Raw genomic sequence first — 23,954 nt, forward strand, 5'->3', positions numbered from 1 at the left:
GATATTTCTCGTTTATTTATTACTACTGCCCCGCACTATCATCTGGTAAATGCAAAATATCCAGAGTTTTAACAACGAAACCTGAACGCCTTAACACTTTCATCCGATCATTAAAAAACCCGCCTTAACAGCGGGTCAGTTTGGAATGACTTAATCATCCAAGGTCGATTCAAAGGCTTTTAAACGTTTATAAATCGACAGCAGTTCAATAATGGTGGGCCAGGAGGCAATTAAATACTGGAACGATTCACGCACCTTACCAAACACATTGCCAATCTGCATCATCAGGCCAAGGGTAATCGCTCCAGCAGCAATACTTGGGAACAGCACAAACAGACCGTAAATATTGTCCAGCTGCATGTACCAGATTCGTACCAGGTTAAAATAGGCATAATGGAAATACAGGCGGAAATAATTCAGACGAACCTTGCTAAACAGCTCTTTTAAAGTCAGCGGATCGGCACGCTCGGCATGATCTTCCCCATAGACCAGTTCTTTACGATAAGCCGCTTCCACCTTCTGGTTGTTAAACTCCAGTCCTGGCAGTTTATAACCGACCACCATCAGCAGTACGGTACCAAACACCGCCCAACCAATTGCCGCCCACACCAGCGCATAAGGAATTTCCCCCAGAATTGGCAGGGTTTTCACATGGCTCGATAGCGTTACCAAAACCGGTAAAAAGGCAATCAGGGTAATGAGCGCTTCAATCAGACTGACGCCCAGACCTTCGGTGGTACGGGCAAAGCGCATGGTATCTTCCTGAATACGCTGCGATGCCCCTTCAATATGACGTAAGCGGTCCCAGTAGGTGGTGTAATAATTGTTCATTGCCGTCCGCCAGCGGAACACATAGTGGCTGACAAAGAACAGGTTAAATACCGAAACCGTCACCGCCACAATTGCCACATACAAAAAGGTCATGATCTCGGCATAGAGATTATTCACATCACCGCCGCCATTACTCAGCATTTGCTGGATCAGGTCATAAAACGGGCTGTACCAGGCGTTAATGACCACGCTCACCTGCACCCAGAACCAGATATTAAACAGAATGAAAGATGAGCCCCATACCGACCAGCGCTGCCAGGGATTATCCGATTGAATCCGCCAGAAAATTGCAAAAATAGCTGTGGCCAGAAAATACCAGAGATAGAACCAGAGAAATGCCGGTGACCAGAAACGGCTGACCCCAATCGGGAGTTCTGCTTTATGATAGCCTTCAGGCAAACCGATGATGGTGCCCCAGCCTTGTCCACCGGAATACCACAGCACCAGATTAAAGATGAACCAGAGTAACAGCGAACTAAAAAACCATTTCGGATGTGGAAAAAATGACTTAAACATGCAGTGTTCTATTTCCTTTATTCTTTTCAAGACGTTGAAAAGCCGCGTTTACAACATTGCAGCACGCAATGCGCCACGCGATGACTTCAACATGAGCAATATACAAGATTTCCCCGACAGCGCATGTACTTTTCAGTACCGATTTTTCCGCTGACCGATATTTAAAGCAATATAAAACCCCGATACTCCCCCTGACTATTTTCAGTAAAATAATGAACAATCAAGAGCTTAAAATACCAATTTTCAGACTAAAAATTTAACTTTATTTTTTAAAATATCAATTACTTATTTATAATCTGACGAATAAAACCCATATTCCCGGCCAGACAATGCTAAGATAAATATGTGATACATAATACATTTTTGAGGGAAATCATGATGGAAGTGAAAGCTGTTGAACTTATTCAGCCTCTGGTACTTGAGAAAGAGAACTGCCCACCTATCCATTTTGAGACAGGCACTATTTTAAAAGTCCTGATGACCACACCAACGGCGTATCTGGTCACGGCCGACACTGAATTTAATTTCACCATTTCATTTCAAGATGAACACAAGGTCTGGCGCAAGCTTTAATCCTCATTCCAAGCGCGATTCTTATCTCCATTCAGGCAGCTTATCAGGCTGCCTGTTTTTTTGCAGATATAAAACCAGAGCAGCCGAATTCCAGCCGACCTTTAAGATACAGGGTGCTGGGAATGTGCCTGTAAATCGACAATCTTGCCATCCAGATCATGATACACCGTGACAATTTTAGCCTGACGGGATTGCGTTAACATGACCGGTTCCAGCTGAAAATGCTCGGCAAACTGGTTTAACGGTGCCGGTTGCATGGTCTGGATGGAGTGCGCCGGAATATAATTAGTCCACAGCCATAAACTCAAGCCACAAGCCACCAGCGCGCTAAAACCGTTTTGCAGAATACTTAGCATTAGCTGGGCCACTTGCTGAATCAGTGCATCCCGTTCCAAATCCAGTAAACCCAGACTGCTTAAAACTGGCTGCCACAACAGGCCCCAGGTCAGCCATAAGCCGGCGGTACACACGTTCGAGGCATAACGCTTTTGCCACGGCAATTCATAGCGATAATCAATAATTAAAGTATTGGCTTTCACAACTTTACTCTCAACACATCACATCGCGACAGTTAGCTGTCACATTTAATTCCACGATCGGGACTGATCCAGCGTGCACGTTTCCCTTCCCCACGCAGCAGCATTTTTGGAAACGCCACAATACTGGCCGATACGGTAATCAGCCAGAACATGAACGGATACCAGATCATCCAGAAATAGTTTCTGGCCAGATTTTTTTCATAGCGGCTGTCCATCCATTTGCTGACCATAAACTGGAACAAACAGGTCGCACCCAGCACAATGCCCACCCCTTGCAGCAAAAACGGCGATTGCAGTTCCGGCAACGGTAAAATAGGCAGGCAGAAACTTAACATCCAGAGCAGACACAGCAACAACAGCAGATATGACCAGACCAGAGTCAGCATCATTTCCAGAATCAGCGGCCACAAATAGTTCAGCTTGGGCTTAAAAATTACATCAATATTTTTATTTAACACCTGCGCACCGCCCATGGCCCAGCGCAAACGCTGTTTCCATAAGCCTTGCAGGGTTTCCGGCATTAATACCCACACCAGCGCATTCGGTTCAAATTCAATTTTCCAGCCGGCACGCTGTAGCTTCCAGGAAATATCAATATCTTCGGTCAGCATGTCGTGCGACCAGTAACCGACCTGGTGCACCGCGCTTTTACGAAAGGCGGTAATCGCGCCGGAAACAGTAAAAATACGGCCATAGGTGCGCTGGGCACGTTTAATCATGCCAATAATCGAGGAGAATTCTCCGACCTGGACCCGGCCCAATAAGGTCGAGCGATTGCGAATTCGCGGATTGCCCGTAACGGCGGCCACCGCCGGATCACGCTGGAAATGGCGCAGCATCCAGCTGGCGGCATGCGGATCGAGCAAGGCATCACCATCAATTCCAAGCAGGTATTCGGCATCGGTAACCAGACTGCCGGCTTGCAGGCCCATGGCCTTGCCCTGATTTTCTGCCAGATGCACCACCCTTAACCGTGGATGCTGGGCCGCCAGACGGTTCAGTACCTCGCCAGTATTGTCCGAGCTGCCATCATTAATCGCGATGACTTCAAAGTTGGGATACTTTAATGCCAGTGCCTGGGTGATAGTTTCCTCAGCATTATCGCCTTCGTTAAAACACGGAATGAGCACCGCCACCAAAGGATATTCCTGTAAAACCTGTGGCTGGGTAAAGACCGGATCTTTGCGTTCTTTGACATAGAAAATCAGCGCCCCCATCATCCATAAATAGGACATGAACAGCGGATAATAAAACACAAAGTTCAGCACCGATTGCCAGAGTTCTTGCAACATGGTTGTTCTCTAGCCGGTTACGGTGCTGATATTGGCTGAGGCTGGAAAGCTTGACGCAGCACAGTCGGATCAGGATGATTCTGGATTGGATCATCTGGATAGTAGGCAATGTGCTTCACACCGGCCTGATAGAGTGTTTGAATTGTTTCCGCAATTTCCACAGAGGGAATTTTATTGCCATTACGCCAGTCGACGGCCTGCAATTCAAACACCGTTTTACGCAGCCCTTGCGGATACTGCTGCACCCGACTCAATAGCTGCTGATAAAACTGCGCCGGATCATCGACCTGTTCCATATATGGCATGGCCATAATCGCGGTAAAGTCATAACGGTTTAGCGACTGTTCCAGCGACTGGGCATACCAGTTTTCTGAATAGGCCGACAGTGCCACCTGTGCATACAGGTTACGCGAGGTCTGCAAATAAGGCTGATACTGACGTACGGTCTCGGCCAACTCCATGGCAAAATCATCAATCACTTTGACTTTATAAGCTGTCCATTTCTGTAAGGCGGCATCATCAGCACGCAGTTGTGCCAGATCGGTGGCTAAGCCCTGCTGCTGATAGGCCTTTTTGGCCCAGCTGCTGGCATCTTCATAATCGGACAAGGTGGCATCATCATGGAAAATAATGCCGTTGAACTGCGCCGATTTGGCTAGATCTTCATAAATGCCTTTAATGGTGTTGCGGGCGCGCGGCGAAAATGGGCTTAAACGGTGATAGCCCATGTTCAGATGTTTGCCGCTATGCGGCTGCTCGGTTTGCACCAGATCTTTGGCCACCGGATTCGAGGCCGGTAATTCCCAGGCAAATACTGGCATCCAGGCATAGACACGACGTACCTGAGTCCGGGTCTGGATTTGCCAGGCCACACGGTTAAACAGGTTAGCACGCATTGGAATATAACGGTTCGGGAAATAGACCAGATCGGCCGAGCCATTGCCATCCGGATCAGAAAACGCCTGTAAATATACAGTATTGACGTCAATCTGCTGAATCCGGTCCAGCAATAAGCCTAAATTACGTTCCTGCTGCTGCGGGTCCGGATCATAAATATAGTCGATATCGACATGCATGATCTTTTGCGGACGGTCATTGTCCGTGCGCTGCTGCTGATGTTTCTGGATTTCTTTAGCCAGCAGCGCTGCATCCATGTGTTTTTGAATCAGAATTCGCGGCAATCTGGAAAAACTGTTTACAGGTTGATTCTCGACATCATCCAGCGTCAGGCTAATTGGCATCTTCAGTTTTTCGGCAATTTTTACCGTATACAAGTTATAGCGACCATAGGGCCAGACCATAATTTTTGGCGCTTTCAGGCCATGTTTTTGCAACAGGTGCTGATTGGCTTTTAAGTCCTGCTGAATGCGTTTCTGATAAGCGTTGTCATCTTCATAACGCTGCTGCTGCTGAAAATAGGCACGTGCTACGGTGGCTGGCAATTCATTGCCCTGCGGATTGGCCACAATGCCTTTATGCAGGTCATAACTGTGGCTGGCAATTTCCACCAGACCGCTGGCCTGTAATTCTTTTAACTGTGCCCAGCTTAAAAAATGCTGGCGTGACACCAGTTGCCCGCCAAAATTAACCTGTTGCTGTTCTGCTGGTTCTAACCAGCGCCCAACTACCGACAGCACGGCCGGAATATTCCGCTGTTTTAACACAGGATAGACATGCTGATAAAAACTTTGATAGCCATCATCAAAACTCAGCAAGACTGATTTTTCCGGTAGCGCTTTATTCTGTTGCTGCGCCTCTAACAGTTGCTGACTGCCAATAAACTGAAAGCCATTTTGCACCAGCCAGTCCAGATGCTGCTGCAATTGTTTAGGATCAATTGCATATTCAGGCATTAACGGCTGTGGTTCAGAAGTGACTTCGTGGTAGGCAAGGATCGTCAAGTTTTTCATTTCATTTCCCGCCTGTACCCAACCCATGAGCATGCTACAAAGAAAGAAAACAAAAATCTGGACCGCTTTAATAAACTGAAATAGAGGAGACATAAGGCGCGCGGAATTCATGGTACAGACAAGAAGATACGATGCTACATTCGAGCAATTGCGCAGATTCAACCATTATTTTATTATTATTTGTGTATACATTTGTTAATTAATCCCGTTTTTTTGCTTTTTGCCCTTGCTTTCAAAATAAAGCAATAAAATATTTATCATTTTATATCATTCACTTAGTTTTACTTATTTTTTAGCCACCCGCCAACGGGTCAGTTGATAATTTTCTAAAGTGTATAGGCTTTTCCAAGCCCAAAATGTGACCTGGTTTTCACTTTTAAATTCTCACTATTTGATACTGAAGCATTTTTCAAAAAGCTAATACATTTGCAAAAATGGAAATGTGGAGATCATTTTGAGCTGAAGATTCACCGCTAAAATAGTATGGATTGAGTCATCTAGATAATTGGAAGTGGGCCGATGAAATCATGCCCTTTCCCCTTCCTTCTCTGGCATATTGTGCAGGCTTAGGGTTTAATGACATTTACCCCAAGTGCACATGGAGAAAAGATGCAAACGCTCGTATGCTATAAACAGCTACCGATCTGGACACAAGACACTATCCCGCCTGGCTTTTTACGCCAGCACAATACCAAAGCCGGCACTTGGGCCCAACTGAAGGTTTTAAAAGGTGAATTGCATTTTGCCTTGCTCGATGAAGCAGGCACGCTGTTGTCTGAACATCTGTTTAGCCCGGAACAGCAACCGCCCATGCTTGAGCCGCAAGTGTGGCACAAGATTGTTTCGGCCAGTGCCGATGTCGAATGTCAGCTCAGCTTTTATTGCACAGCCAATGACTACTTTGCCAAAAAATATAAACTGACCCCGACCCATTCAGAAATTCTGGCCGCACAGCCATCTTTACAGGGCAACACGGCGCTGGATGTTGGCTGTGGCAGTGGTCGTAATGCGCTGTTTTTAAGTCAGCACGGTTTTCAGGTCGATGCCTGGGATGTCAATGCCCAAAGTCTGGAGCGCCTGAACGAGATTATTCAGCAGGAACAGATTCAGAACATTCACACTGCACTGCGGGATTTAAATATTAATCCACAGATTCAGGGCCAATACGATTTTGTGTATTGCACGGTGGTGATGATGTTTTTACAACCCGACACCATCCCAACCCTAATTCGGCAGATGCAGCGGGGCACCAAAGCTGGCGGCCTTAATCTGATTGTTTGTGCAATGGATAGTGAAGATTATCCGGTTCAACCGGACTTCCCTTTTAGCTTTAAAGCCGGAGAGTTAAAGGCTTATTATGAGGGCTGGAATTTGCTGAAATACAATGAAAATATCGGTGAACTGCACCGTGTCGATGAACAGGGCAAGCGTATTCAACAGCGTTTTGCGACGTTATTGGCACAGAAAATAGCGTAAAAAATTTATCCTTACATATAAAAGCTGATTATCTGGATGAGGGTCGGCTTTAGAGGAAGAATAAAAACAGTGATGGTCAGCAAGTTTAAGAACTTGCTGATGATTCAATAATTATTGGATAAAGCGAATAAGAAAATGTTACAACAGATATTCCCAAATCACATAGCCCAGACCAAAACCAATCAATGAGTACAGTGTAATAATAAAGAAGACAAAACTCGCGCTATTTTTCTTTTTTAAAAAGCTCATTGTGATCTCAACGGTAGAATCTGTTGTCACATCTTACCCCAATTTGAGGATTTTTAAAGAGAAATTGGAGTTTATCGTGCTGACTAAAAAAATCCAGAAGTGCAATTACTCATCACTCGAGACTGTAAATTAAATTGTGTAATTGCCTGAATTTGCTATGTTCATATTCACAACGGAGTCAGGCAATATGATGAACAACTAAAAGACCTTGCAGCAGAATTTGCTAAAGGAATCAAAACAGAAGACGATCTCAACCAATTCACCCGATTGTTGACCAAACTCACTGTTGAAACGGCTCTTAATGCCGAACTTACCGAACATCTGGGACATGAAAAAAATGCCCGTAAATCTGGCTCAAATTCACGCAATGGTTATTCTAGTAAGACTGTACTTAGCGATGATGGGGAGATTGAGATCACCACACCACGTGATCGTGATGGCACTTTCGAACCTCAGTTGATTAAGAAAAATCAGACCCGTATCACGCAAATGGATAGCCAGATTCTATCCCTTTATGCCAAAGGCATGACCACCCGTGAAATCGTTGCTACCTTCAAGGAAATGTACGATGCCGATGTATCTCCAACGCTCATTTCCAAGGCGAACAGCACTGCTGTGAGGATGCCGTCAATGAGCAGGTTGCTGAATGGCAAAACCGTCCGCTGGATGTGATCTATCCCATCGTTTATATGGACTGTATTGTGGTTAAAGTCCGTCATAATGGCAGTGTCATCAACAAGGCTGTATTCCTTGCCTTAGGCATTAATCTTGATGGACACAAAGAACTGCTCGGCATGTGGTTGGCTGAGAATGAAGGTGCCAAGTTCTGGCTGAATGTCCTGACTGAGCTTAAAAACCGAGGGTTGCAGGATATTCTGATCGCCTGCCTTGCGAAGCAGTGCTTCTCAAGACTAAAAGGCTTTCCTGATGCCATTAACAGCGTATACCCGCAAACCCATATCCAGCTGTGCATTATCCACATGCTGCGCAACAGCTTGAAATACGTGTCATGGAAAGATTACAAGGCGGTCACTCAGGATTTAAAAGCCGTTTATCAATCACCCACTGAAGAGGCAGCCTTGATGGCCCTGGATCAATTTGCCCAAACATGGGATGACAAGTACCCACAGATCAGCAAAAGCTGGCGTACGCACTGGGAGAATCTGAATACCTTCTTTGCTTATCCAGCCGAGATACGCAAAGCCATCTACACTACCAACGCAATCGAGTCATTAAACAGCGTAATACGCCAAGCGATCAAAAAACGTAAAGTCTTTCGAACGGATGATTCTGTACGTAAAGTGATTTACCTGGCAATTGATGCAGCATCTAAAAAGTGGAATATGCGCGATTCGCGACTGGCGTTTAGCCATGAGCCGCTTTATTATTGAATTCGGTGACCGCTTAAGCAATCACCTTTAAATTGATGAAAAGCAATTACACAAAATTATTTACAGGCTCCATCACTCTAAAATAGAGTTGCAATTTTTATTCTGCTTTATAAAAGCATGGTACGCGGATTCAATTTATAGGGCTTATATGTCGATTGTAATCTTCTATTATGCTTTTTATCTCTAAACAAACTTGTATCTTTTATGTCCAAGCTCAATCATTTTTGCCAATCTATTTATTGATCATTCACCGATATGAACATTATCTTATCGCTCCAACACCTCATTAGGTAAAACAAACTCTAACTTAATATCGTATGCAGTCACTGTCCGTGTACACTTTGGTTTATCTAGTCCTTTACATTTTTCATGACGGTCTAATTTATTGTTTTTTTTAAATCAAATTAATAAGAAATAAAAATCTCCTCTTAAAAGAGCGGTCGTACATTCTATTATTCTTCACCATCAAACTGCCAGAATACAATCCCCCAATCACTTTTAAAATCAGGAAAGATATCTCCCTGTTTAAAATATTGACGTGAATTTTCTTTGGCAAATGTATACCAGTAGCCGCTGCATGGGGATAAGAACAAGCAAGAAATTGCAAAATTAAGCGTGGCACACACAGCATAAGGCCACTGATATTTCTACTTGTTGAAATAAAAATGTGGCAAAAATGTGGCAAATAAAAAAGCCACTTACATAAGTGGCTGATTTATAAAATAAATTCTGGCGGAGGTGGCGTCAATTGAACTCAAAACCCAACCTATTAATTTAAAAGCTCTTTTATTGAATAAAAAAACTCATTGACCCAATTTTGACCCAACTTAGATTTAGTGCATTGAATAACTTTAAAATCTTATTCAAATTCAGGATTTGAAATGGCGTACGACATTATAGCAGAACATTATAAGAAATATAAATGCAACGTTATAACATTTCATTTCACTCCTTGTGATATTAATAATCCCTTCAACCTTATTATGACTAAATTTTTAATTTGTATTTTTGCTTAGGACTCTTAGGCTTATCAGGAAGGGTACGTTCAATCACACCTGCTTCTAATGCTGGAGTTAAATAATTTTTTTGGAATGTGGCTCGATGGGACAAGTCCAATAGAGCCATAAGCTCAGTTAAGCTATATTCTTTCTGCTCCATATTCTGGATGAGACGTTTAACTTGATCGCTAACTTGTACGCTAGCTTGAGCGGTATCTTGATCGCTGGCATCAGAACTAAGTATTGCATCTAGAATCATCTGCAAAATAAATTCAATAAAAGGTGCAGAATCTGAACGATCTGTGCTCGCTTGCAATGCATCGTAATAAGCTTTTTGGTTTTGATAAATCAAGCTTTCTACAGGGATGTTGAGAAAAATAGGATTCCACTGGCTTAAGATTAAAGTTTGCCATAAACGCCCCATCCGCCCATTGCCATCAGCAAATGGATGTATAAACTCAAATTCATAATGAAATACTGAACTCTGAATTAATGGGTGCTCATTACCTTCAGCCAACCACTGTAATAACTCTCTCATTAAACGCTGGACTTGATTTGCAGGCGGAGCCATATGCACGACTCGATCCCCTGACATCACACCAACACCGCCATGACGATACTGTCCAATTTCATCAATCAGTCCTGTCATCAATATTTGATGTGCTTTCAGCAAATGCGATTCTTGATCAGGATTCCAATCTTGAATTTCTTCATATGCCTTTAGGGCATTACGTACCTCTTGAACTTCTTTAGGTGGAGCGATAATGGTCTTGCCATTCAGGATCGCTGTGATTTGCTCTGTACTCAAGGTATTTCCTTCTATCGCTAAAGACCCTTGAATCGTTCGAATACGATTGGCTTTTCGCAATTTAAGGCTATCTTGGATTTGAGTTAATGCAGTCAAACGCCCTATTGATTCACTAATTTGTGCAATCAAGTGAATAATTTTAGAGGTGATCGTATAAGGCGGTTGATATTTCATGCCATTCCTCATTGATGTAAAAACAAAGCACAGTTGATTAAACTCTAAAATATTAATATTTCATAGCTTAGTGAGTAATATCTGCTATCAACATGCTTATCTTTTCTGAAACAGTGAGCTCACTAATCGCTATTTCTTTTAAAATAAACCTGTGCATTCTCGTTAAAATACGTAGGTTTCTTCATTACAGGACAACATTATGTTTATTCATGCCGACTTCTCACAACCCGTCATCATCAAGCCAGAGGATTACCATTGGGTAAAATCTCCAGGAGGTGAAGTCGATAGAATGATGCTTGATCGTATTGGCGATGAGAAAGCACGTGCAACTAGTCTTGTGAAATACGCACCAGAATCTGCCTTTCCTGAACATCAACATCCTTTGGGTGAAGAAGTCCTCATATTGTCAGGCATTTTTACCGAGAATGCTGAAGATGATTATCCGGCAGGCTGGTATTTACGTAACCCCCATCATTCAACTCATCGGGTTTCCAGTAAAGCAGGTTGTTTAATCTTTGTGAAACTGATGCAAATGACTGAACATGAGAGAGAACCAACCCGGATTAACACCAATGACTTAGCGAATTGGAAGCTTACCCAACGTCGGATGATATGCCCGCTATTTCAATCTGAACATGAGCAGACCTATTTAGAAAAGCTAGAACCTGATCAAATTTTCGTAGAGAAATCAGAACAAGGGATTGAATTGTTCATTATTAAAGGTCAATTATTTTGCGGCACTGAAATATATCCAGCAGGTTCGTGGGTCCGTCTTCCCCTCAATAGTGCTGCTAAATTTCAGGCAGGTCCATCAGGTGCAACGCTTTATGTCAAAACTAGTCATCTACAACATGCCATAGATGTATGGGTGAAATGAACAAGAATGTATCTTCGAAATAAGGCTGTCTTGTGTCTAGAATACTGGAAGCCTTCCAATTACTACTTTTATAATCAATAAAATGTAATGATATATCACTACATTTCTGATATTTCTTTTTTCATGTATTATCGACTAAGACAAATTCAGGGATAAGGTAATGTTTGAAACTATTGATGATTTAAAGAAAAAATTAGATCAACATCGCCCTCTTTCTCTATCAATTGTAAAAAATTTACAAGAAGATCTTATTGTCCGTTGGACCTATCATTCAAATGCAATTGAAGGTAATACCCTCACCCTGCTAGAAACAAAAGTAGTACTCGAAGGAATTACTGTTGGTGGAAAGGCATTAAGAGAACACTTCGAAGCGATCAACCATAGAAATGCAATTTACTATGTTGAAGATATCATTCGGAAAGAGGAGCCTTTTTCTGAGTGGCAAATTCGTAATATCCATCAGCTTATCTTAAAGAATATTGATGATAATGCTGGACGTTATCGTCAGCAAAACGTTCTGATATCAGGTGCTACGTCTACCCCGCCTGATTACACATTATTAAATGACAAGATGGCTCAACTGATCGATTGGTATAACAGCGACGCACATAAACTCCATCCAATTGAACGTGCAGCCAAAGTACATGCTGATTTTGTTGGCATTCATCCATTCATTGATGGCAATGGTCGCACATCACGTCTTTTAATGAACCTAGAATTACTTAAAGCTGGTTATCCACCTTGTGTGATTACTGTAGAAAATCGCTTAGCTTACTATGAAGCGCTTGATCAGTGGATGGCTTATGGGAAAACTGAAGCTTTTATTCAATTAGTTTCCGAGGCTGTATTAGAGGGTTTTAAACCGTATCAGGTGGTTTTAGGGATTTAAAATAAAAGATCAGCTTGTACGATATTATCAATTAGAACAATAAACTGTGGGTAATCCTATAGCTTGGACTGTTCCCAGTATCCTAGACATGAAGTAGCTTCATTTTGAAGCTATCTCAAATGCTTCTGGACTCATTCCATCGAGATGCGAATGACGCCTACCGATGGTAAAATATCTCGATATAATCAAACACATCCGCACGGGCCATTTCTCATGTTTTATAAATCCTCTTTTTAATTCTTTCCTTCTTTAAACTACTATAAAAGGATTCAGCAACAGCATTATCCCAACAGTTGCCTCTGCGACTCATACTCAGAACCAAATTATGCTTCTGACAGAATCTTTGCCAGTCTCCACTGCTGTATTGTGGGCCTTGAAGGTAGGCTCGATGATATAATAATTAAACTCTAGCCAATTTGGCTGACACAGAATTTTTGAACGCCCTCTCACATTTAACAATTCACTTATTCTCTACTTCCTCACTTGTATCGCAAATTGAATAACATGGCATTTACCACAATGTAATTTTCCCTCATGCCTTTCTTGTTCGCCCACATAAAAATGATGGAGATGGTCCTGCCCAAATACGTCCAGAATGGATCGAGGATCGTATAAATATTCGATATTTTTAGGCCCCCCGGTTTGGTAGTTGATCTGCTCCTTGGAATACAGCTCACCGATAAACCATCCACCGTTTAGCAAAGATTCTCTTATGCCTGCTAAAATCTGTTTTTGCGTTTGTGTATCGAAATGACCAAATACACAAATCACGTTTTGATAACGCTCGGACGGCCATTTCGCTGCTGTTAAATCCACATTTTTGAGTTCGAGCTTTATCCCTGTGGCTTCGGCCTTGCTAGACAGATGCTTCAAGGCAACATCGGAATAATCCCAGACTTCTGCCGAAAAAGAATAATTATGCTGTCTTGCCTGCTCAGCCAGGTACAGGATATTCCTTCCTTCTCCTTCAGCAATTGCCAGTGTTTTACCTTCTATCCGGATTTTTTCCGTAACCTCCTGGATAAACAGGTTTGCTGCTGTGCCGTACAGGTCCTGCGTCTGGGCATACAATTCATTCCAGTGCTGACTCATTTCATCCCTCCATTTACTTGACTATCCAATCAGCCGGAAAATTCTTTAAAGGCATCCAGTGCATTTGCGGCATACATCAATGAAGGTCCACCGCCCATATATACCGCAACGCCCAGAACTTCCTCCAGCTCCTGCAGGGTCATGCCCATTTTGACCAGGGTTCTGACATGAAAGCCGATACAACCATCACAACGTGATGCGACACCAATCGCCAAGGCAATCAGCTCCTTGGTTTTAGGATCAATCACACCATCACGCATTGCGGTCTGGGACAACTGATTGAAACTTTTCATTAAATCAGGTGAATCTTGAGTTAAGGTTCTTAAACTGCCTGAAATGTTCTGGGTTAATTCTTTGTATTTCATCACTGCTTCTCACATTCAACAATACGGTTGTTCACCTATTCAACGGCTTATTTTTCTACCGGATAGCCCTGCTCTAGCCAGGCCTGATAACCACCCTGAACTGACTTGACCTGGGTAAAACCCATGTTTTGTAAGGTATCGGTTGCCAATGCGGAACGTCCACCCGTACCACAGATCAAATAGATCGGCTGATCTTTAAGGTGTTCCAGTGCCTGCTGGGTATCGCAATGATGACTGGCTAAAGGATGCTGGTGAATTCTCATTTCCAAAACACCACGAGGATAATTCACCGCCCGGTCTATTGCTGCCGCCTGAAATTCATCCGGTTCTCGAACATCAATCAGTATGGTTTTATGGTTTTGCATCGCTTCAAACAGTTCATTTACGCTGACTTCCTGAATCCGGCTTTTTGCATTCTGGATCAATTGCTCTGCAGTTTTCATCATTTTCATTCTTCCTCGGTCATTAAAATTATATTTTGTATAAACGATGCTCAGGTAGATTAAAAGCGCTTGAGTGAAGTCCCCAACCGGTTGTTTTAGCCCATGAGCGCTGAATAGATTAGATACATCGCCACTCCAACCACGGTGGTGGCAAATATTTTCTGTACCTTGTTACTGTCAATCCGCTGCATCAGACTGCGTCCAATTAACATCCCGACAATACAGGCCAGGACAAAGGTCAGCGTAACCGAAACAGGATATTGAAAGCCATCCAGCACGTGTGCAGAAATACTCACCCCACCAATCAGAAAAATAATCATGAGGGAAGTCGCAACGATACTGCGCATATCAAGGTCGGTGAATTTACGCAGGGCTGGAACAATGACAAACCCCCCACCCACGCCAAGCAAACCGGTCAGTAACCCCGCCACGACACCAATACCTGCCAGGAACGAAGCAGTTTTGACATTCCAGATCAGGCGACCGGTGGTTTGATTGACCTTGCACGGTGCATTGCCATGATCGGTCACTTTATTAAAAAAGATCCGGTAAGCCACGATCAGCATGACCAGACTGAAAGCCAGCGTCAGCCAGACCGGAGAAACGATATCGGCCAGATGCACGCCATAACGCGCTGTAGGAATACTAATGAGAGCAATCCAGAGGGCAGCGCGATAACGTACAATACGCTTGAACAAACCCTCGAACGTTCCGACCAAGGCCGACAGCGTGACCGCAAGCAATCCCACCGGCGCAGCCTGGGCCACCGTCCAACCCTGGGTCGTCATCAGTGCAGGTACAGCCAGAATACCGCCACCGGCACCGGTCAAACCCAATAGCACTCCGATAGCTAGCCCTTCAAGTATTAATGCCCACATCGCCCTCTCCCTTATCCACAAAAATGATTCAATAAAGGTTGAACTTTTTGTTGAATCACGACACAAGCTTATTTGAAGTAGTTAAGAGGAAGCTTGAGGTAAGAAACACCGTTTTGTTCTGGCTCAGGAAACTGTCCTGCTTTCATATTGATCTGAATCGCCGGTAGAATCAGCTTAGGCATACTCAGTCCTGAATCCCGCTGATTTCGCATCTGAGCAAATTCAGCTTTACTGATTCCCTGATGAATATGGATATTCTGTTTTTTCTGCGTCTGTATATCAGATTCACACACATACGATTCACGTGTTTCAGGCAGATAGTCATGACATAAAAAGACCCGGGTATCTTCTGGCAACTGAAACAGGCTTTGCACCGAATCATAAAGCTGTTCTGCGCTGCCTCGCGGAAAATCACAACGTGCTGTACCATAATCTGGCATGAACAACGTATCACCCACAAAAACCGCATCGCCAATCACATAACTCAGGCAAGCAGGCGTATGTCCCGGTGTTGGAATGTTATAGGCTTTCAATGTTCCAATTTGGAACGACTCATGATCTTCAAATAAATAATCAAAGAGCTGCTGAGCATTCCATTGTTTAATATCCAGATGATAAATCGCGCCAAAAGTTTCCTGAACAATACCAATTTTCTGGCTCATGGCAATTTTGCCACCCAGTTCTTCTTTGAGATATTGCGCTGCAGTTAAATGATCAGCATGGACATGGGTTTCGAGAATCCACTCGACCGTTAAACCCTGCTCTTTAATATAGGCAATAATTTTATCGGCATGAATAGTGGATGTACTTGCTGATGCCGGATCATAATCCAGAACGCTATCAATAATGGCGCAGGCTTTGGTCGCCGGATCACGTACAACATAACTGAAGGTATTGGTATCTTCGTGAAAAAAATCTTTTACTATAGGTAAATTTGACATCGTTAAGCTCCTGACCATTTACGGTGAATCCATACACCCACCAGCATTGCTACAATAAAATAGAGCACTTGATAGTGGCCCAAACCGATCAAAGTGAAACTTGGCGCCGGACAGATGCCGGCAATGCCCCAACCTGCACCAAATAAAACCGCACCCGTGATCAGCTTCTTATCTATCTGATTATTTTTAGGTAAATCAATAGGTTCATTAAATACTGTTTTCGGTTGCGCCGTACGTAATGCTTTCTGGAAGGGAATAAAGGCCACCGCAATCGCGCCCATCATGACAAAGGCCAGACTGGCATCCCAATCGCCAAACAGATCCAGGAAATCGAGTACTTTTTCCGGATTGGACATGCCTGATACCATCAATCCCACAGAGAACAGCGCACCAAATAAAAAGGCAAACACATTTTTCATTTTAGAATGCTCCTGTGATATGACGGATAATATAAACAGCGACAAAACCTGCAAACATGAAAGTCATGGTCGCGATGATAGAACGCTTAGACAGGCGACTGATGCCACAAATTCCGTGACCACTGGTACAGCCCGAACCTAAGCGTGTCCCAAAGCCCACTAGCAGACCTGCCACAATCATCATCAGTGGGCTGGCATTCAATTCGATTTCAGGTTGTACAAACAGACCATAAATAAACGGTGTGAGGATCAAGCCTAATAAAAACCAGATTGCAGGCGTTTTAAACATGGTTTTTGAGTTTAATACTTGCCCAATCAAACCACTGATTCCTGCAATACGGCCATTGACGTAAAGATAACCAACTACGGAAAGCCCGAGCATTAAGCCGCCAATAAATGCGATGAGGAAGTCATGCATGATGAATTAATCCCTATACAATATACTTTTTTATATTATATAATAAAAAATATTAATCAAGCAGTTTTATGGTAAATTATGTAAACTGCACGGGCTACATCAAAAGTTGTGAGGACATTTATGGATATGATTGCTGAAAATGCCAAAATTGATTTTTCTCAAGTCGATTTCGTCAGCCAATGCCTAAAAGTTTTGGCCAATCCTGATCGTCTGAAAATCTTATGTGTCCTGGTCGATGGGGAAATGAATGTTCAGGAAATTGAAGAATCTACTGACATTCATCAACCTACACTTTCACAACAGCTGACTGTATTGCGTAAGGCCAACATGGTTGGCACCCGACGTGAGGGCAAGCAGATTTTCTATCGTCTGAGTGATCCCAAGGTCTTGAGCCTGATGCAAAAGCTGTACGAGCTGTATTGCGCCTAGCCCTCCTCTTAATGCAACCAAAAAGAAATGATCAGAAGCAGCCCGCTAAAAGCAGTAAACAGGTTTAGCCATACAGGATGCTGGGTATAATAACCTTCAATAAATTCCGGCGGTCCCAGTGATGTCCATCCCCCTCGATATTGCAGGATTGAGGCGATATTCACCAACATGCAAAACACAATCACCGCAATCCCCATCCACTGTGCATAGGCTATTTTTTATGCATAACGTTCATGATCGACTAATTACAATAGCCGGTTGGATTTTTCAATCACAAAACCAAATGCAATTAATGTCAGACCATTCCGGTTCCCTGCCAGAGCGGTTCATTCCAAAGCAAACAATACCCGTGGATGATCCAAAGTGGACATATCTCATCCGATCTTATTGTTCAAAAATTTCTTTGACGTCCATCGCCAGGCCTTGAGTAGATTTAAATTCACCCTGGTTATTTTTCCAGGCCATCGACGGTGTGGAGAAAAAGCCGTATTTCCCCATTAGGGCCTGGTTGGCATCAATTTTTGCAGCAATTTCTGCAGGAATCTTTGCCATTTTCTTGAGCTGCTTTTTGCCTTTATTCTTGTTTATATCATTAAAAACTGCTGCTGGATTTTTCGACATTAACAATGTTGCCACCTGACCACGGCTTTCTTCACGGATCACACCGACCTGAATATGACGCAGCTGTACCTTGCCTGATTCGACCCAAGGCCGAGCCGCCTGCCAGAATTTATAGCAATATGGACAATTCGGATCGGAAAAGACATAAACCACCCGTGGTGCATCTGGCTTGCCATCCTGGATCCAGGTCGATTTTTCCAGGGTTTTCCAGACATCATCCAATACCGCTTTTTTCATATGCTTTTCAATCTGCTCATTGGACAGGCTTTTCCCTTGCGCATCAAACAGTTCGCCCTTGATATAATATTTGTCATCGTTGGAGATAAATACTGTATTGGAGTACTGGTCTTCATGCCCCACCCAACCGGTCATTCCTTGCGGTGCCGGAATCTGTTTTACAAACACAAAACCCTGTTTTTCAATATTCTGTTTAATATTCGCCTGCGTGTGCATGCTCATGATCAGGAACATGCCTGCACCCAGTACCCGGTAAATTCTGTTCATACTAAGTCCTTCCGTTTTTTTAAGGTTGATCTGAAATTCTGTTTAAATATTGCTGCAACATGGCCGGACTGAGTTCCCCCATATGCCGCTCGACCAGCTGGCCTTGAGCATTAAAAAACAGCGTCGTTGGCAGGCCAAAACTATTCAGCTGCTGTGGCAGTTCACCATATGGGTCCAGCAGGACATGTTTAAATTGAAACTGATGTTTTCTTAAATAGGCATTTACGGTGGCTACCTCCTCACCCTGATTCAGCATGACAAAATTCACTTGAGGATGCTGCTTGGCTGCTTTGGCCAATACCGGCATTTCGCGATGACACGGCGGACACCAGCTCGCCCACAAATTAATTACCGTGGGCTGGCCAATGAATTGGCTGAGTGGAATCTTATCTGTACCCAGACGTTCCTGTTCTAGTCCAGCAAAGGCTAGATCAGGAAACGCTGCTTCAGTTTTTAGACTGGATTTGAACGCGAGCCCAAGCCCGACCCAGAGTACAAAGATGATCAGCAAGATGGCTTTGAATCGGGTCTGCAACTGTCTGTTGCGAATGACATACCATAAAGTACCTATCAGCACCCCGCCCCATAAATGAAAACCTTTGTCCTGGATTTTCAGTATGTCGATGGGGGCTACAAAATACAGCTCGGCATTGAGTAGAACGAAAACAAGACGTGCACCCAGCATCCCTAGCAGAAAACTGCTCCAGAGCAAATCCTGACTTTGTCCAAGCAGCTGTTTAGACCATGAATACTTTCTGGCTAATCCAAACAGGACGGCAGATAACAGCATCAAGCCAGTGGCAACAATCATGAGTGTCCAGGGCAACATCAAAGGTCCCAGATGCAGCGCATCACTGGAAATCATCATAGTTGCTCCCCTTGTAGTTGCTGCAATGTGCCTAGTAAATGTGCCGCACTAAAGCTTCCGGTCAAGCGCAACTCACGCTGCTCCTGATGCGCTGCATTTAAAAATATAAAGGTGGGTGGACCGAGGATTTGCCATTCTTTTAGCAGCTCATCCTGACTTGGATGATAGTGGGTCAGGTCTAATTTGATACGAACCACATTTTGTAAAGCCGTCTGGACATCACTACGTGGAATCACTTCCTTTTCAATCGGTTGACAGGCCACACACCAGTCCGCATACACATCAATTACCACTGGCTGTGCAGGATGTTTGGCTAAAACCTGTCGCAATTGTGCGGCTGTACTGACCTTCTGCCATTCAAGCCGTGATTCCACATGGGCGACCTGTACCTGACTCCAGACATGATAGAGCTGCATGCCTCCTGCAAAGACCAGTAAACCACTGAGCAGCATCAGGACTATTTTCGATACAGACCGATGCACATGGGGCAGCATCTTGAACAAGAAGTAGCCTGAACAGGTGATCAGTACTACACCCAAAAGGCTCAGGTATAAAATGCCGGGCAATAGGGGGCGGGCAAAATACAAGGCCAGGGCCAGCATGACAAAGCCAAAACTAAACTTCAGGCGATCCATCCAGATGCCAGGTTTGGGTAAAAGATGGGACCCAAATACAGCTGCGATAAATAGTGGCAAGCCCAGCCCAAGGCCTAAGACAAACAGATAGCTGGCACCCAAAATCGGTTGATTAAGCTGAGACACATAGATTAAGGCACCGGCCAACGGTGCACTCATACATGGCCCGACAATCAGTGCCGCGATCATGCCCATGAGACCAGCACCAATCAGCGTGCCACCCTTCTGCTTTTGCTGCCATTGATCCAGCCGCTGTAACATGCCTTGAGGTAAGGACAGCTGAAATACTCCGAACAGATTAAGCGCGAACAAAACAAACAGAATGCTGAAAATACTGATGAATATCGGACTTTGAAACCAGCGCTGAAAACTGTAACCGAGCTGTGCCACAGCAAGTCCTATGACCGCATAGACCAGTGCCATACCCAAAACAAAGACCAGCGCAATCAGTGCAGCACGGTAGCCCCGGTGCTGCTGAACCAGAATTCCCGTTAAAATTGGAATTAAAGGTAAAGAACACGGTAAAAATGCCAGCAGAATGCCAAGCCCGAGAAAAATCAGAGCATTAATCAACAGACCTTGTTTCGACAGCAAACTTAAAAAATACTGGTCATTGTTCCACTGGTCATTCATGCCTGCTGATGAAGTTTGATTTTTAGGGTCTGTAATAAGCTGGTCGTTTTTCTCTGTTAATTCCACCTCAGGCTGCACGACAGGGTCGGAAACTGCAGCGACTTGCACTTTCTCCACCTTTTCTTCAGCCAGTGCTTGATCTGTACTTTGAGTTTGCCCTATAGCTTGGAGCTCATCTTTCTGAGTAGTCAAAATCTTTTCGTTTGCTTCTGGCTGTGTAGTGCTGGCCAGCAGCTTTTGAGGCTTGCTCAAGTTTTGCGCTGGAAATAAACCATCTGCATCAGTTTTTACTGTGGTGCGTTGCACCGGATAACATAAACCGCTTTCTGCACAGCCCTGCCACTGCACCGCAAACTGCTGGTTGGGCTGGACATTCATATTGGTTTTGACTTGCCCATAATGCACCTGAGTCAAACCGAAATTGGGATCATCTTTGTCTTCAGGTTTGGGCAATGCCAACTTGACTGGGGTCTGCTGATGAGACACTTTAAGCTGGTCATGATACAGATAATAACCCTCTGCGATTTTCCAGCTAAGCTCTGCCTGATCCTGACTTGTAGAAACCACCTGAAACTGAAAAGCCTGATCCGGTGGTAAAAAGTCTGCATGTGCAGTTCCCGTCATGATTCCACCGCCGATCACGGCACCCAATATCCACTTCAACATCCAGCTGATCTCCTCCTGTTAGGACTGCATTATTGAAAAACTAAAATTAAGACAACATTAACAGCCCAAATCATTTATAAAATAATGGCAGTTTGATCAGGATGTTCTATGTTTATTGTATTGGTTGAGGAGGATCCCTATATCGCACAGAGCATTTGTGCTGCTCTGAACTATTTGAATATTTCAGTGGAGCATGTCAGTCACGCACGTGCTGCAGATTATTTTATCCGGCATAGTGCTGTCGATTTGTGTTTACTGGATTTAGGCCTGCCGGATCAGGATGGCCTGGACTTGCTGCACAGCTGGCGACGCGACCAGATTGATCTCCCGGTACTGGTATTGACGGCACGGCTGCGGACCGATCAGTGTGTTCAGGCCCTGAATGCCGGTGCCGATGACTACCTGACCAAACCCTTTGAGCTGGAGGAACTGATTGCCCGGATTCATGCCCTCACCCGTCGCCACCGCGGCTTTGCCTCGAATACACTGCAATTTGATGACCTGGTTCTGAATCGGGATACCCAGACTGTGACCTACCAAGACCAGGCCGTGAGTTTATCTCGCCGTGAATTCAGCCTGCTGGAAACCCTGATGAGCCACCCCAACCAGATCCTGAAAAATGAACAGCTTATTGACAAGCTCTATGGTTTTCAGGACGCTATCGAGAGCAATGCCCTGAATGTACACATTTATCACCTGAGACAAAAACTACATCCAGACTTGATTCAGACCGTTCGTGGTGTGGGCTATATTTTCAAACCGTTTGAGCATCGTCATGTTTAAGCACAGCTTGAAATGGCGTTTGGCCATGAGTCTTTTGGCCGTGTTTATTGTGCTATGGAGTGCGGTATTTTCATGGCTGTATATTGACCTGAAACAACGTTTACAAGACACGCTGGATCAACGCCTATCGGCATCTGCGCAAATGGTTGCCCGGCTGATTCAGCAGTTACCGCTGGATAGTCTGGGGGATGCAACCTTATCCAAATTAGCCAAGAATGATGATGCAAACCAGTTAATTGCCTGTGAAGTCTCGCTTTTTAGCTCTGACATCTCGGTAGGCAATCAGGTGATTGCCAAAACACGCGGTGCCCCCAAAAATTTAAGCCGACAACCAGAAGGATTCAGCACCTGGCAGCAGGGTGATACGGAATGGCGCAGTTATGTCCTGCGTCGTGGTGATATTCAGGTGGTGGCGGCAGAACGTATGTTCTTGAGGGATACCTTACTACAGCAGATTTTGCAGTCCGTACTGGTTCCCTTGGTCTTCTCACTGCTGATCTGTATTGTTCTGATCATCTTTATTATCCGCAGACAGTTCCGGTCTTTGGATCAACTCAGTCAATATCTGAACCAGAAAAACCTTAGCTATTCAGAGGCGGCAGATTTTTTAATGCAGCTCAAGCCTGCAAGTATTCCTCAGGAAGTGCAGCCTTTTGTCAACAATTCCACGCAGTTGATTCAGAAACTCAATGACAGTCTGCAACAGGAAAAAGCCTTTAGTGCCTATGCTGCACATGAGTTACGCAGTCCCCTAACCGCAATTAAAACCCATGTACAACTGGCCCAGCTGATCGGTCAGCAGCAGAACCTGCCTGAATCCATTCAGTACAATTTGCAGCAGGCCAATGAGAGTATCCGGCGTTATACGCTGTTACTCGAGCAGCTTTTATTGCTGACCCAATCAGAAAACAGTCTCCAGGAAATGACTGAGACCATCTGGCTTCGCCCCACTCTTGAGAAGGTCCTCGCAGACTTAGGTACACGCTATCCAGAAATGAATGAAAAAATACAGGTGTACTGGGACAGCCTGGGTGAAATTCAGCTGCCTGAATTTGTGCTGTATACCGTACTGAAAAATCTGCTTGAGAATGCACTGCTGCATGCACAGGCTGAACAGATCTGGATTTCCATGCAGTCTGGTTGCCTGGTGATTGAAGATGATGGACAACAACTGACAGCCGAAGATATTCAACATTTAGGACAACGCTTCTGGCGCAAATCTGCTCAGCAGCATGGCCATGGTTTAGGACTGGCATTAGTTAAAAGCTTGCTAGGCAATTATCAATACCATCTTGGATTTCAGCAGCGTGATCCTGTAGGACTGATCGTTAGCATTCAGGAAGATACTTCAAAAGCGTCACGAGAATTTAAAAAATAACCCTTTGTTTTTAAAAACCTTTTTAATATTGAAAAATCTTGTACTCATTTTTTCTCCAAATTAGATTTAGTGGATTAAATCTCAAAAAATATTTTGTTAAAATTACAGGGGGTTATAATTTATCGATTTGCAAGTTTGTTCTTATATCATGCTAGAATTTCGTTATCTTAAAGAAGACACCCCCCCCTCTATTTAGAGCTGAATAGCCACCACTCTCCTAGACAAATATCGTAGATTCTTTTTGCATAGGAGAGAACATTATGAGTGGACAACGCTATACCCCAGAATCTAAAAATGAAGCGGTTTAATTAATTTTCTTGAAAAGATGGAGATGGCGTCAACTTAACTGAAACTATAA

23 protein-coding genes and 5 pseudogenes are annotated in these 23,954 nt (G+C 44.0%); 8 read left to right on the top strand and 20 right to left on the bottom strand.

The genetic code is table 11. The features are described 5' to 3' along the window. Positions 1 to 150: 150 nt before the first annotated feature. Positions 151 to 1,347, bottom strand: coding sequence for a peptide antibiotic transporter SbmA (gene sbmA / locus P253_RS07790; RefSeq protein WP_016659391.1), 1,197 nt, complete (start codon positions 1,345 to 1,347; stop codon positions 151 to 153). Between the two features lie 375 nt (positions 1,348 to 1,722). On the opposite strand from sbmA, the gene P253_RS07795 reads away from it, so the two are divergent. Continuing rightward, the gene (locus tag P253_RS07795; protein WP_016659392.1) at positions 1,723 to 1,920 is read left to right on the top strand and encodes a hypothetical protein; all 198 of its coding nucleotides are present in this window, start codon (positions 1,723 to 1,725) and stop codon (positions 1,918 to 1,920) included. A gap of 101 nt (positions 1,921 to 2,021) precedes the next feature. Here P253_RS07795 and pgaD read toward each other — a convergent pair whose 3' ends face one another. Genes pgaD through pgaB form a run of 3 tightly spaced genes read right to left on the bottom strand, consistent with a single transcriptional unit; the run spans position 2,022 to position 5,694 of the window. Then, positions 2,022 to 2,459, bottom strand: coding sequence for a poly-beta-1,6-N-acetyl-D-glucosamine biosynthesis protein PgaD (gene pgaD, locus P253_RS07800; protein WP_016659393.1), 438 nt, complete (start codon positions 2,457 to 2,459; stop codon positions 2,022 to 2,024). A 32-nt stretch (positions 2,460 to 2,491) separates the two neighbouring features. After that, positions 2,492 to 3,751, bottom strand: a complete 1,260-nt coding sequence (pgaC, locus tag P253_RS07805) for a poly-beta-1,6-N-acetyl-D-glucosamine synthase (protein ID WP_016659394.1) — start codon at positions 3,749 to 3,751, stop codon at positions 2,492 to 2,494. Between the two features lie 17 nt (positions 3,752 to 3,768). Next, on the bottom strand, positions 3,769 to 5,694 hold the full coding sequence (pgaB, locus tag P253_RS07810; protein WP_228128876.1) for a poly-beta-1,6-N-acetyl-D-glucosamine N-deacetylase PgaB: 1,926 nt from the start codon (positions 5,692 to 5,694) through the stop codon (positions 3,769 to 3,771). A gap of 576 nt (positions 5,695 to 6,270) precedes the next feature. On the opposite strand from pgaB, the gene tehB reads away from it, so the two are divergent. Next, the gene (tehB, locus tag P253_RS07815; protein WP_016659396.1) at positions 6,271 to 7,137 is read left to right on the top strand and encodes an SAM-dependent methyltransferase TehB; all 867 of its coding nucleotides are present in this window, start codon (positions 6,271 to 6,273) and stop codon (positions 7,135 to 7,137) included. Positions 7,138 to 7,275: 138 nt separating this feature from the next. Here tehB and P253_RS15880 read toward each other — a convergent pair whose 3' ends face one another. Beyond that, on the bottom strand, positions 7,276 to 7,386 hold the full coding sequence (locus P253_RS15880; protein WP_005179737.1) for a hypothetical protein: 111 nt from the start codon (positions 7,384 to 7,386) through the stop codon (positions 7,276 to 7,278). A gap of 165 nt (positions 7,387 to 7,551) precedes the next feature. On the opposite strand from P253_RS15880, the pseudogene P253_RS07820 reads away from it, so the two are divergent. After that, positions 7,552 to 8,808: pseudogene (locus tag P253_RS07820) on the top strand (IS256 family transposase). Between the two features lie 236 nt (positions 8,809 to 9,044). Here the strand turns inward: P253_RS07820 and P253_RS15995 are convergent. From P253_RS15995 to P253_RS07825, 3 genes and pseudogenes are all read right to left on the bottom strand, one after another. Beyond that, a pseudogene (locus P253_RS15995) lies at positions 9,045 to 9,149 on the bottom strand (hypothetical protein); the annotation flags it as partial. A gap of 80 nt (positions 9,150 to 9,229) precedes the next feature. Continuing rightward, positions 9,230 to 9,358, bottom strand: a pseudogene (locus P253_RS16135) (type VI immunity family protein); the annotation flags it as partial. Positions 9,359 to 9,764: 406 nt separating this feature from the next. Continuing rightward, entirely contained in the window at positions 9,765 to 10,757 is a 993-nt protein-coding gene (locus tag P253_RS07825) for a Fic family protein (RefSeq protein ID WP_016659399.1), read from the bottom strand. Positions 10,758 to 10,956: 199 nt separating this feature from the next. Between P253_RS07825 and P253_RS07830 the strand changes: the two genes are divergently transcribed. Both P253_RS07830 and P253_RS07835 read left to right on the top strand, forming a co-directional pair. Continuing rightward, on the top strand, positions 10,957 to 11,634 hold the full coding sequence (locus tag P253_RS07830; protein WP_005262448.1) for a cupin domain-containing protein: 678 nt from the start codon (positions 10,957 to 10,959) through the stop codon (positions 11,632 to 11,634). A gap of 160 nt (positions 11,635 to 11,794) precedes the next feature. Next, complete coding sequence (locus tag P253_RS07835) at positions 11,795 to 12,523, top strand: Fic family protein (RefSeq protein ID WP_016659400.1); 729 nt, start codon at positions 11,795 to 11,797, stop codon at positions 12,521 to 12,523. A 99-nt stretch (positions 12,524 to 12,622) separates the two neighbouring features. On the opposite strand, the pseudogene P253_RS15470 reads toward P253_RS07835, so the two are convergent. The 8 genes and pseudogenes from P253_RS15470 to P253_RS07870 form a co-directional block, all read right to left on the bottom strand. Next, a pseudogene (locus P253_RS15470) lies at positions 12,623 to 12,899 on the bottom strand (IS3 family transposase); the annotation flags it as partial. A gap of 95 nt (positions 12,900 to 12,994) precedes the next feature. Next, on the bottom strand, positions 12,995 to 13,615 hold the full coding sequence (locus tag P253_RS07840) for a class I SAM-dependent methyltransferase (RefSeq protein WP_005247052.1): 621 nt from the start codon (positions 13,613 to 13,615) through the stop codon (positions 12,995 to 12,997). Positions 13,616 to 13,644: 29 nt separating this feature from the next. Next, entirely contained in the window at positions 13,645 to 13,980 is a 336-nt protein-coding gene (locus P253_RS07845; protein ID WP_005247053.1) for a carboxymuconolactone decarboxylase family protein, read from the bottom strand. A 47-nt stretch (positions 13,981 to 14,027) separates the two neighbouring features. Beyond that, a complete protein-coding gene (locus P253_RS07850; RefSeq protein ID WP_035363305.1) occupies positions 14,028 to 14,423 on the bottom strand; it encodes a rhodanese-like domain-containing protein in 396 nt (131 codons plus the stop codon). A gap of 95 nt (positions 14,424 to 14,518) precedes the next feature. Continuing rightward, entirely contained in the window at positions 14,519 to 15,301 is a 783-nt protein-coding gene (locus P253_RS07855) for a sulfite exporter TauE/SafE family protein (RefSeq protein ID WP_016659402.1), read from the bottom strand. Positions 15,302 to 15,369: 68 nt separating this feature from the next. Next, entirely contained in the window at positions 15,370 to 16,242 is an 873-nt protein-coding gene (locus P253_RS07860; protein WP_005262089.1) for an MBL fold metallo-hydrolase, read from the bottom strand. A gap of 2 nt (positions 16,243 to 16,244) precedes the next feature. Beyond that, positions 16,245 to 16,661 carry a DUF6691 family protein gene (locus P253_RS07865; RefSeq protein ID WP_005404969.1) on the bottom strand — a complete coding sequence of 139 codons (417 nt, stop codon included), beginning with the start codon at positions 16,659 to 16,661 and terminating at the stop codon, positions 16,245 to 16,247. Between the two features lies 1 nt (position 16,662). Next, complete coding sequence (locus tag P253_RS07870) at positions 16,663 to 17,079, bottom strand: YeeE/YedE family protein (RefSeq protein ID WP_016659403.1); 417 nt, start codon at positions 17,077 to 17,079, stop codon at positions 16,663 to 16,665. A 120-nt stretch (positions 17,080 to 17,199) separates the two neighbouring features. Between P253_RS07870 and P253_RS07875 the strand changes: the two genes are divergently transcribed. Continuing rightward, complete coding sequence (locus tag P253_RS07875) at positions 17,200 to 17,508, top strand: ArsR/SmtB family transcription factor (protein WP_005247061.1); 309 nt, start codon at positions 17,200 to 17,202, stop codon at positions 17,506 to 17,508. 8 nt (positions 17,509 to 17,516) lie between these two features. Here P253_RS07875 and P253_RS16070 read toward each other — a convergent pair. The 4 genes and pseudogenes from P253_RS16070 to dsbD form a co-directional block, all read right to left on the bottom strand. Then, a pseudogene (locus P253_RS16070) lies at positions 17,517 to 17,828 on the bottom strand (DUF202 domain-containing protein). A gap of 64 nt (positions 17,829 to 17,892) precedes the next feature. Further along, a complete protein-coding gene (gene dsbG, locus P253_RS07885; protein WP_016659404.1) occupies positions 17,893 to 18,633 on the bottom strand; it encodes a thiol:disulfide interchange protein DsbG in 741 nt (246 codons plus the stop codon). A 19-nt stretch (positions 18,634 to 18,652) separates the two neighbouring features. Continuing rightward, the gene (locus P253_RS07890) at positions 18,653 to 19,501 is read right to left on the bottom strand and encodes a TlpA disulfide reductase family protein (protein WP_016659405.1); all 849 of its coding nucleotides are present in this window, start codon (positions 19,499 to 19,501) and stop codon (positions 18,653 to 18,655) included. Further along, a complete protein-coding gene (gene dsbD / locus P253_RS07895; protein ID WP_016659406.1) occupies positions 19,498 to 21,435 on the bottom strand; it encodes a protein-disulfide reductase DsbD in 1,938 nt (645 codons plus the stop codon). The genes P253_RS07890 and dsbD overlap by 4 nt, the downstream gene beginning before the upstream one ends. A 108-nt stretch (positions 21,436 to 21,543) precedes the next feature. Here dsbD and P253_RS07900 point away from each other — a divergent pair, with 108 nt between their 5' ends. Together P253_RS07900 and P253_RS07905 are read left to right on the top strand one after the other, a co-directional pair. Further along, complete coding sequence (locus P253_RS07900) at positions 21,544 to 22,218, top strand: response regulator (protein ID WP_016659407.1); 675 nt, start codon at positions 21,544 to 21,546, stop codon at positions 22,216 to 22,218. Then, positions 22,211 to 23,596, top strand: coding sequence for a sensor histidine kinase (locus P253_RS07905; RefSeq protein WP_016659408.1), 1,386 nt, complete (start codon positions 22,211 to 22,213; stop codon positions 23,594 to 23,596). The genes P253_RS07900 and P253_RS07905 overlap by 8 nt, the downstream gene beginning before the upstream one ends. The last annotated feature ends 358 nt before the right edge of the window (positions 23,597 to 23,954 follow it).

This window comes from Acinetobacter indicus CIP 110367 (assembly GCF_000488255.1).
In the GTDB taxonomy this organism is placed as follows: Bacteria; Pseudomonadota; Gammaproteobacteria; order Pseudomonadales; family Moraxellaceae; genus Acinetobacter; species Acinetobacter indicus.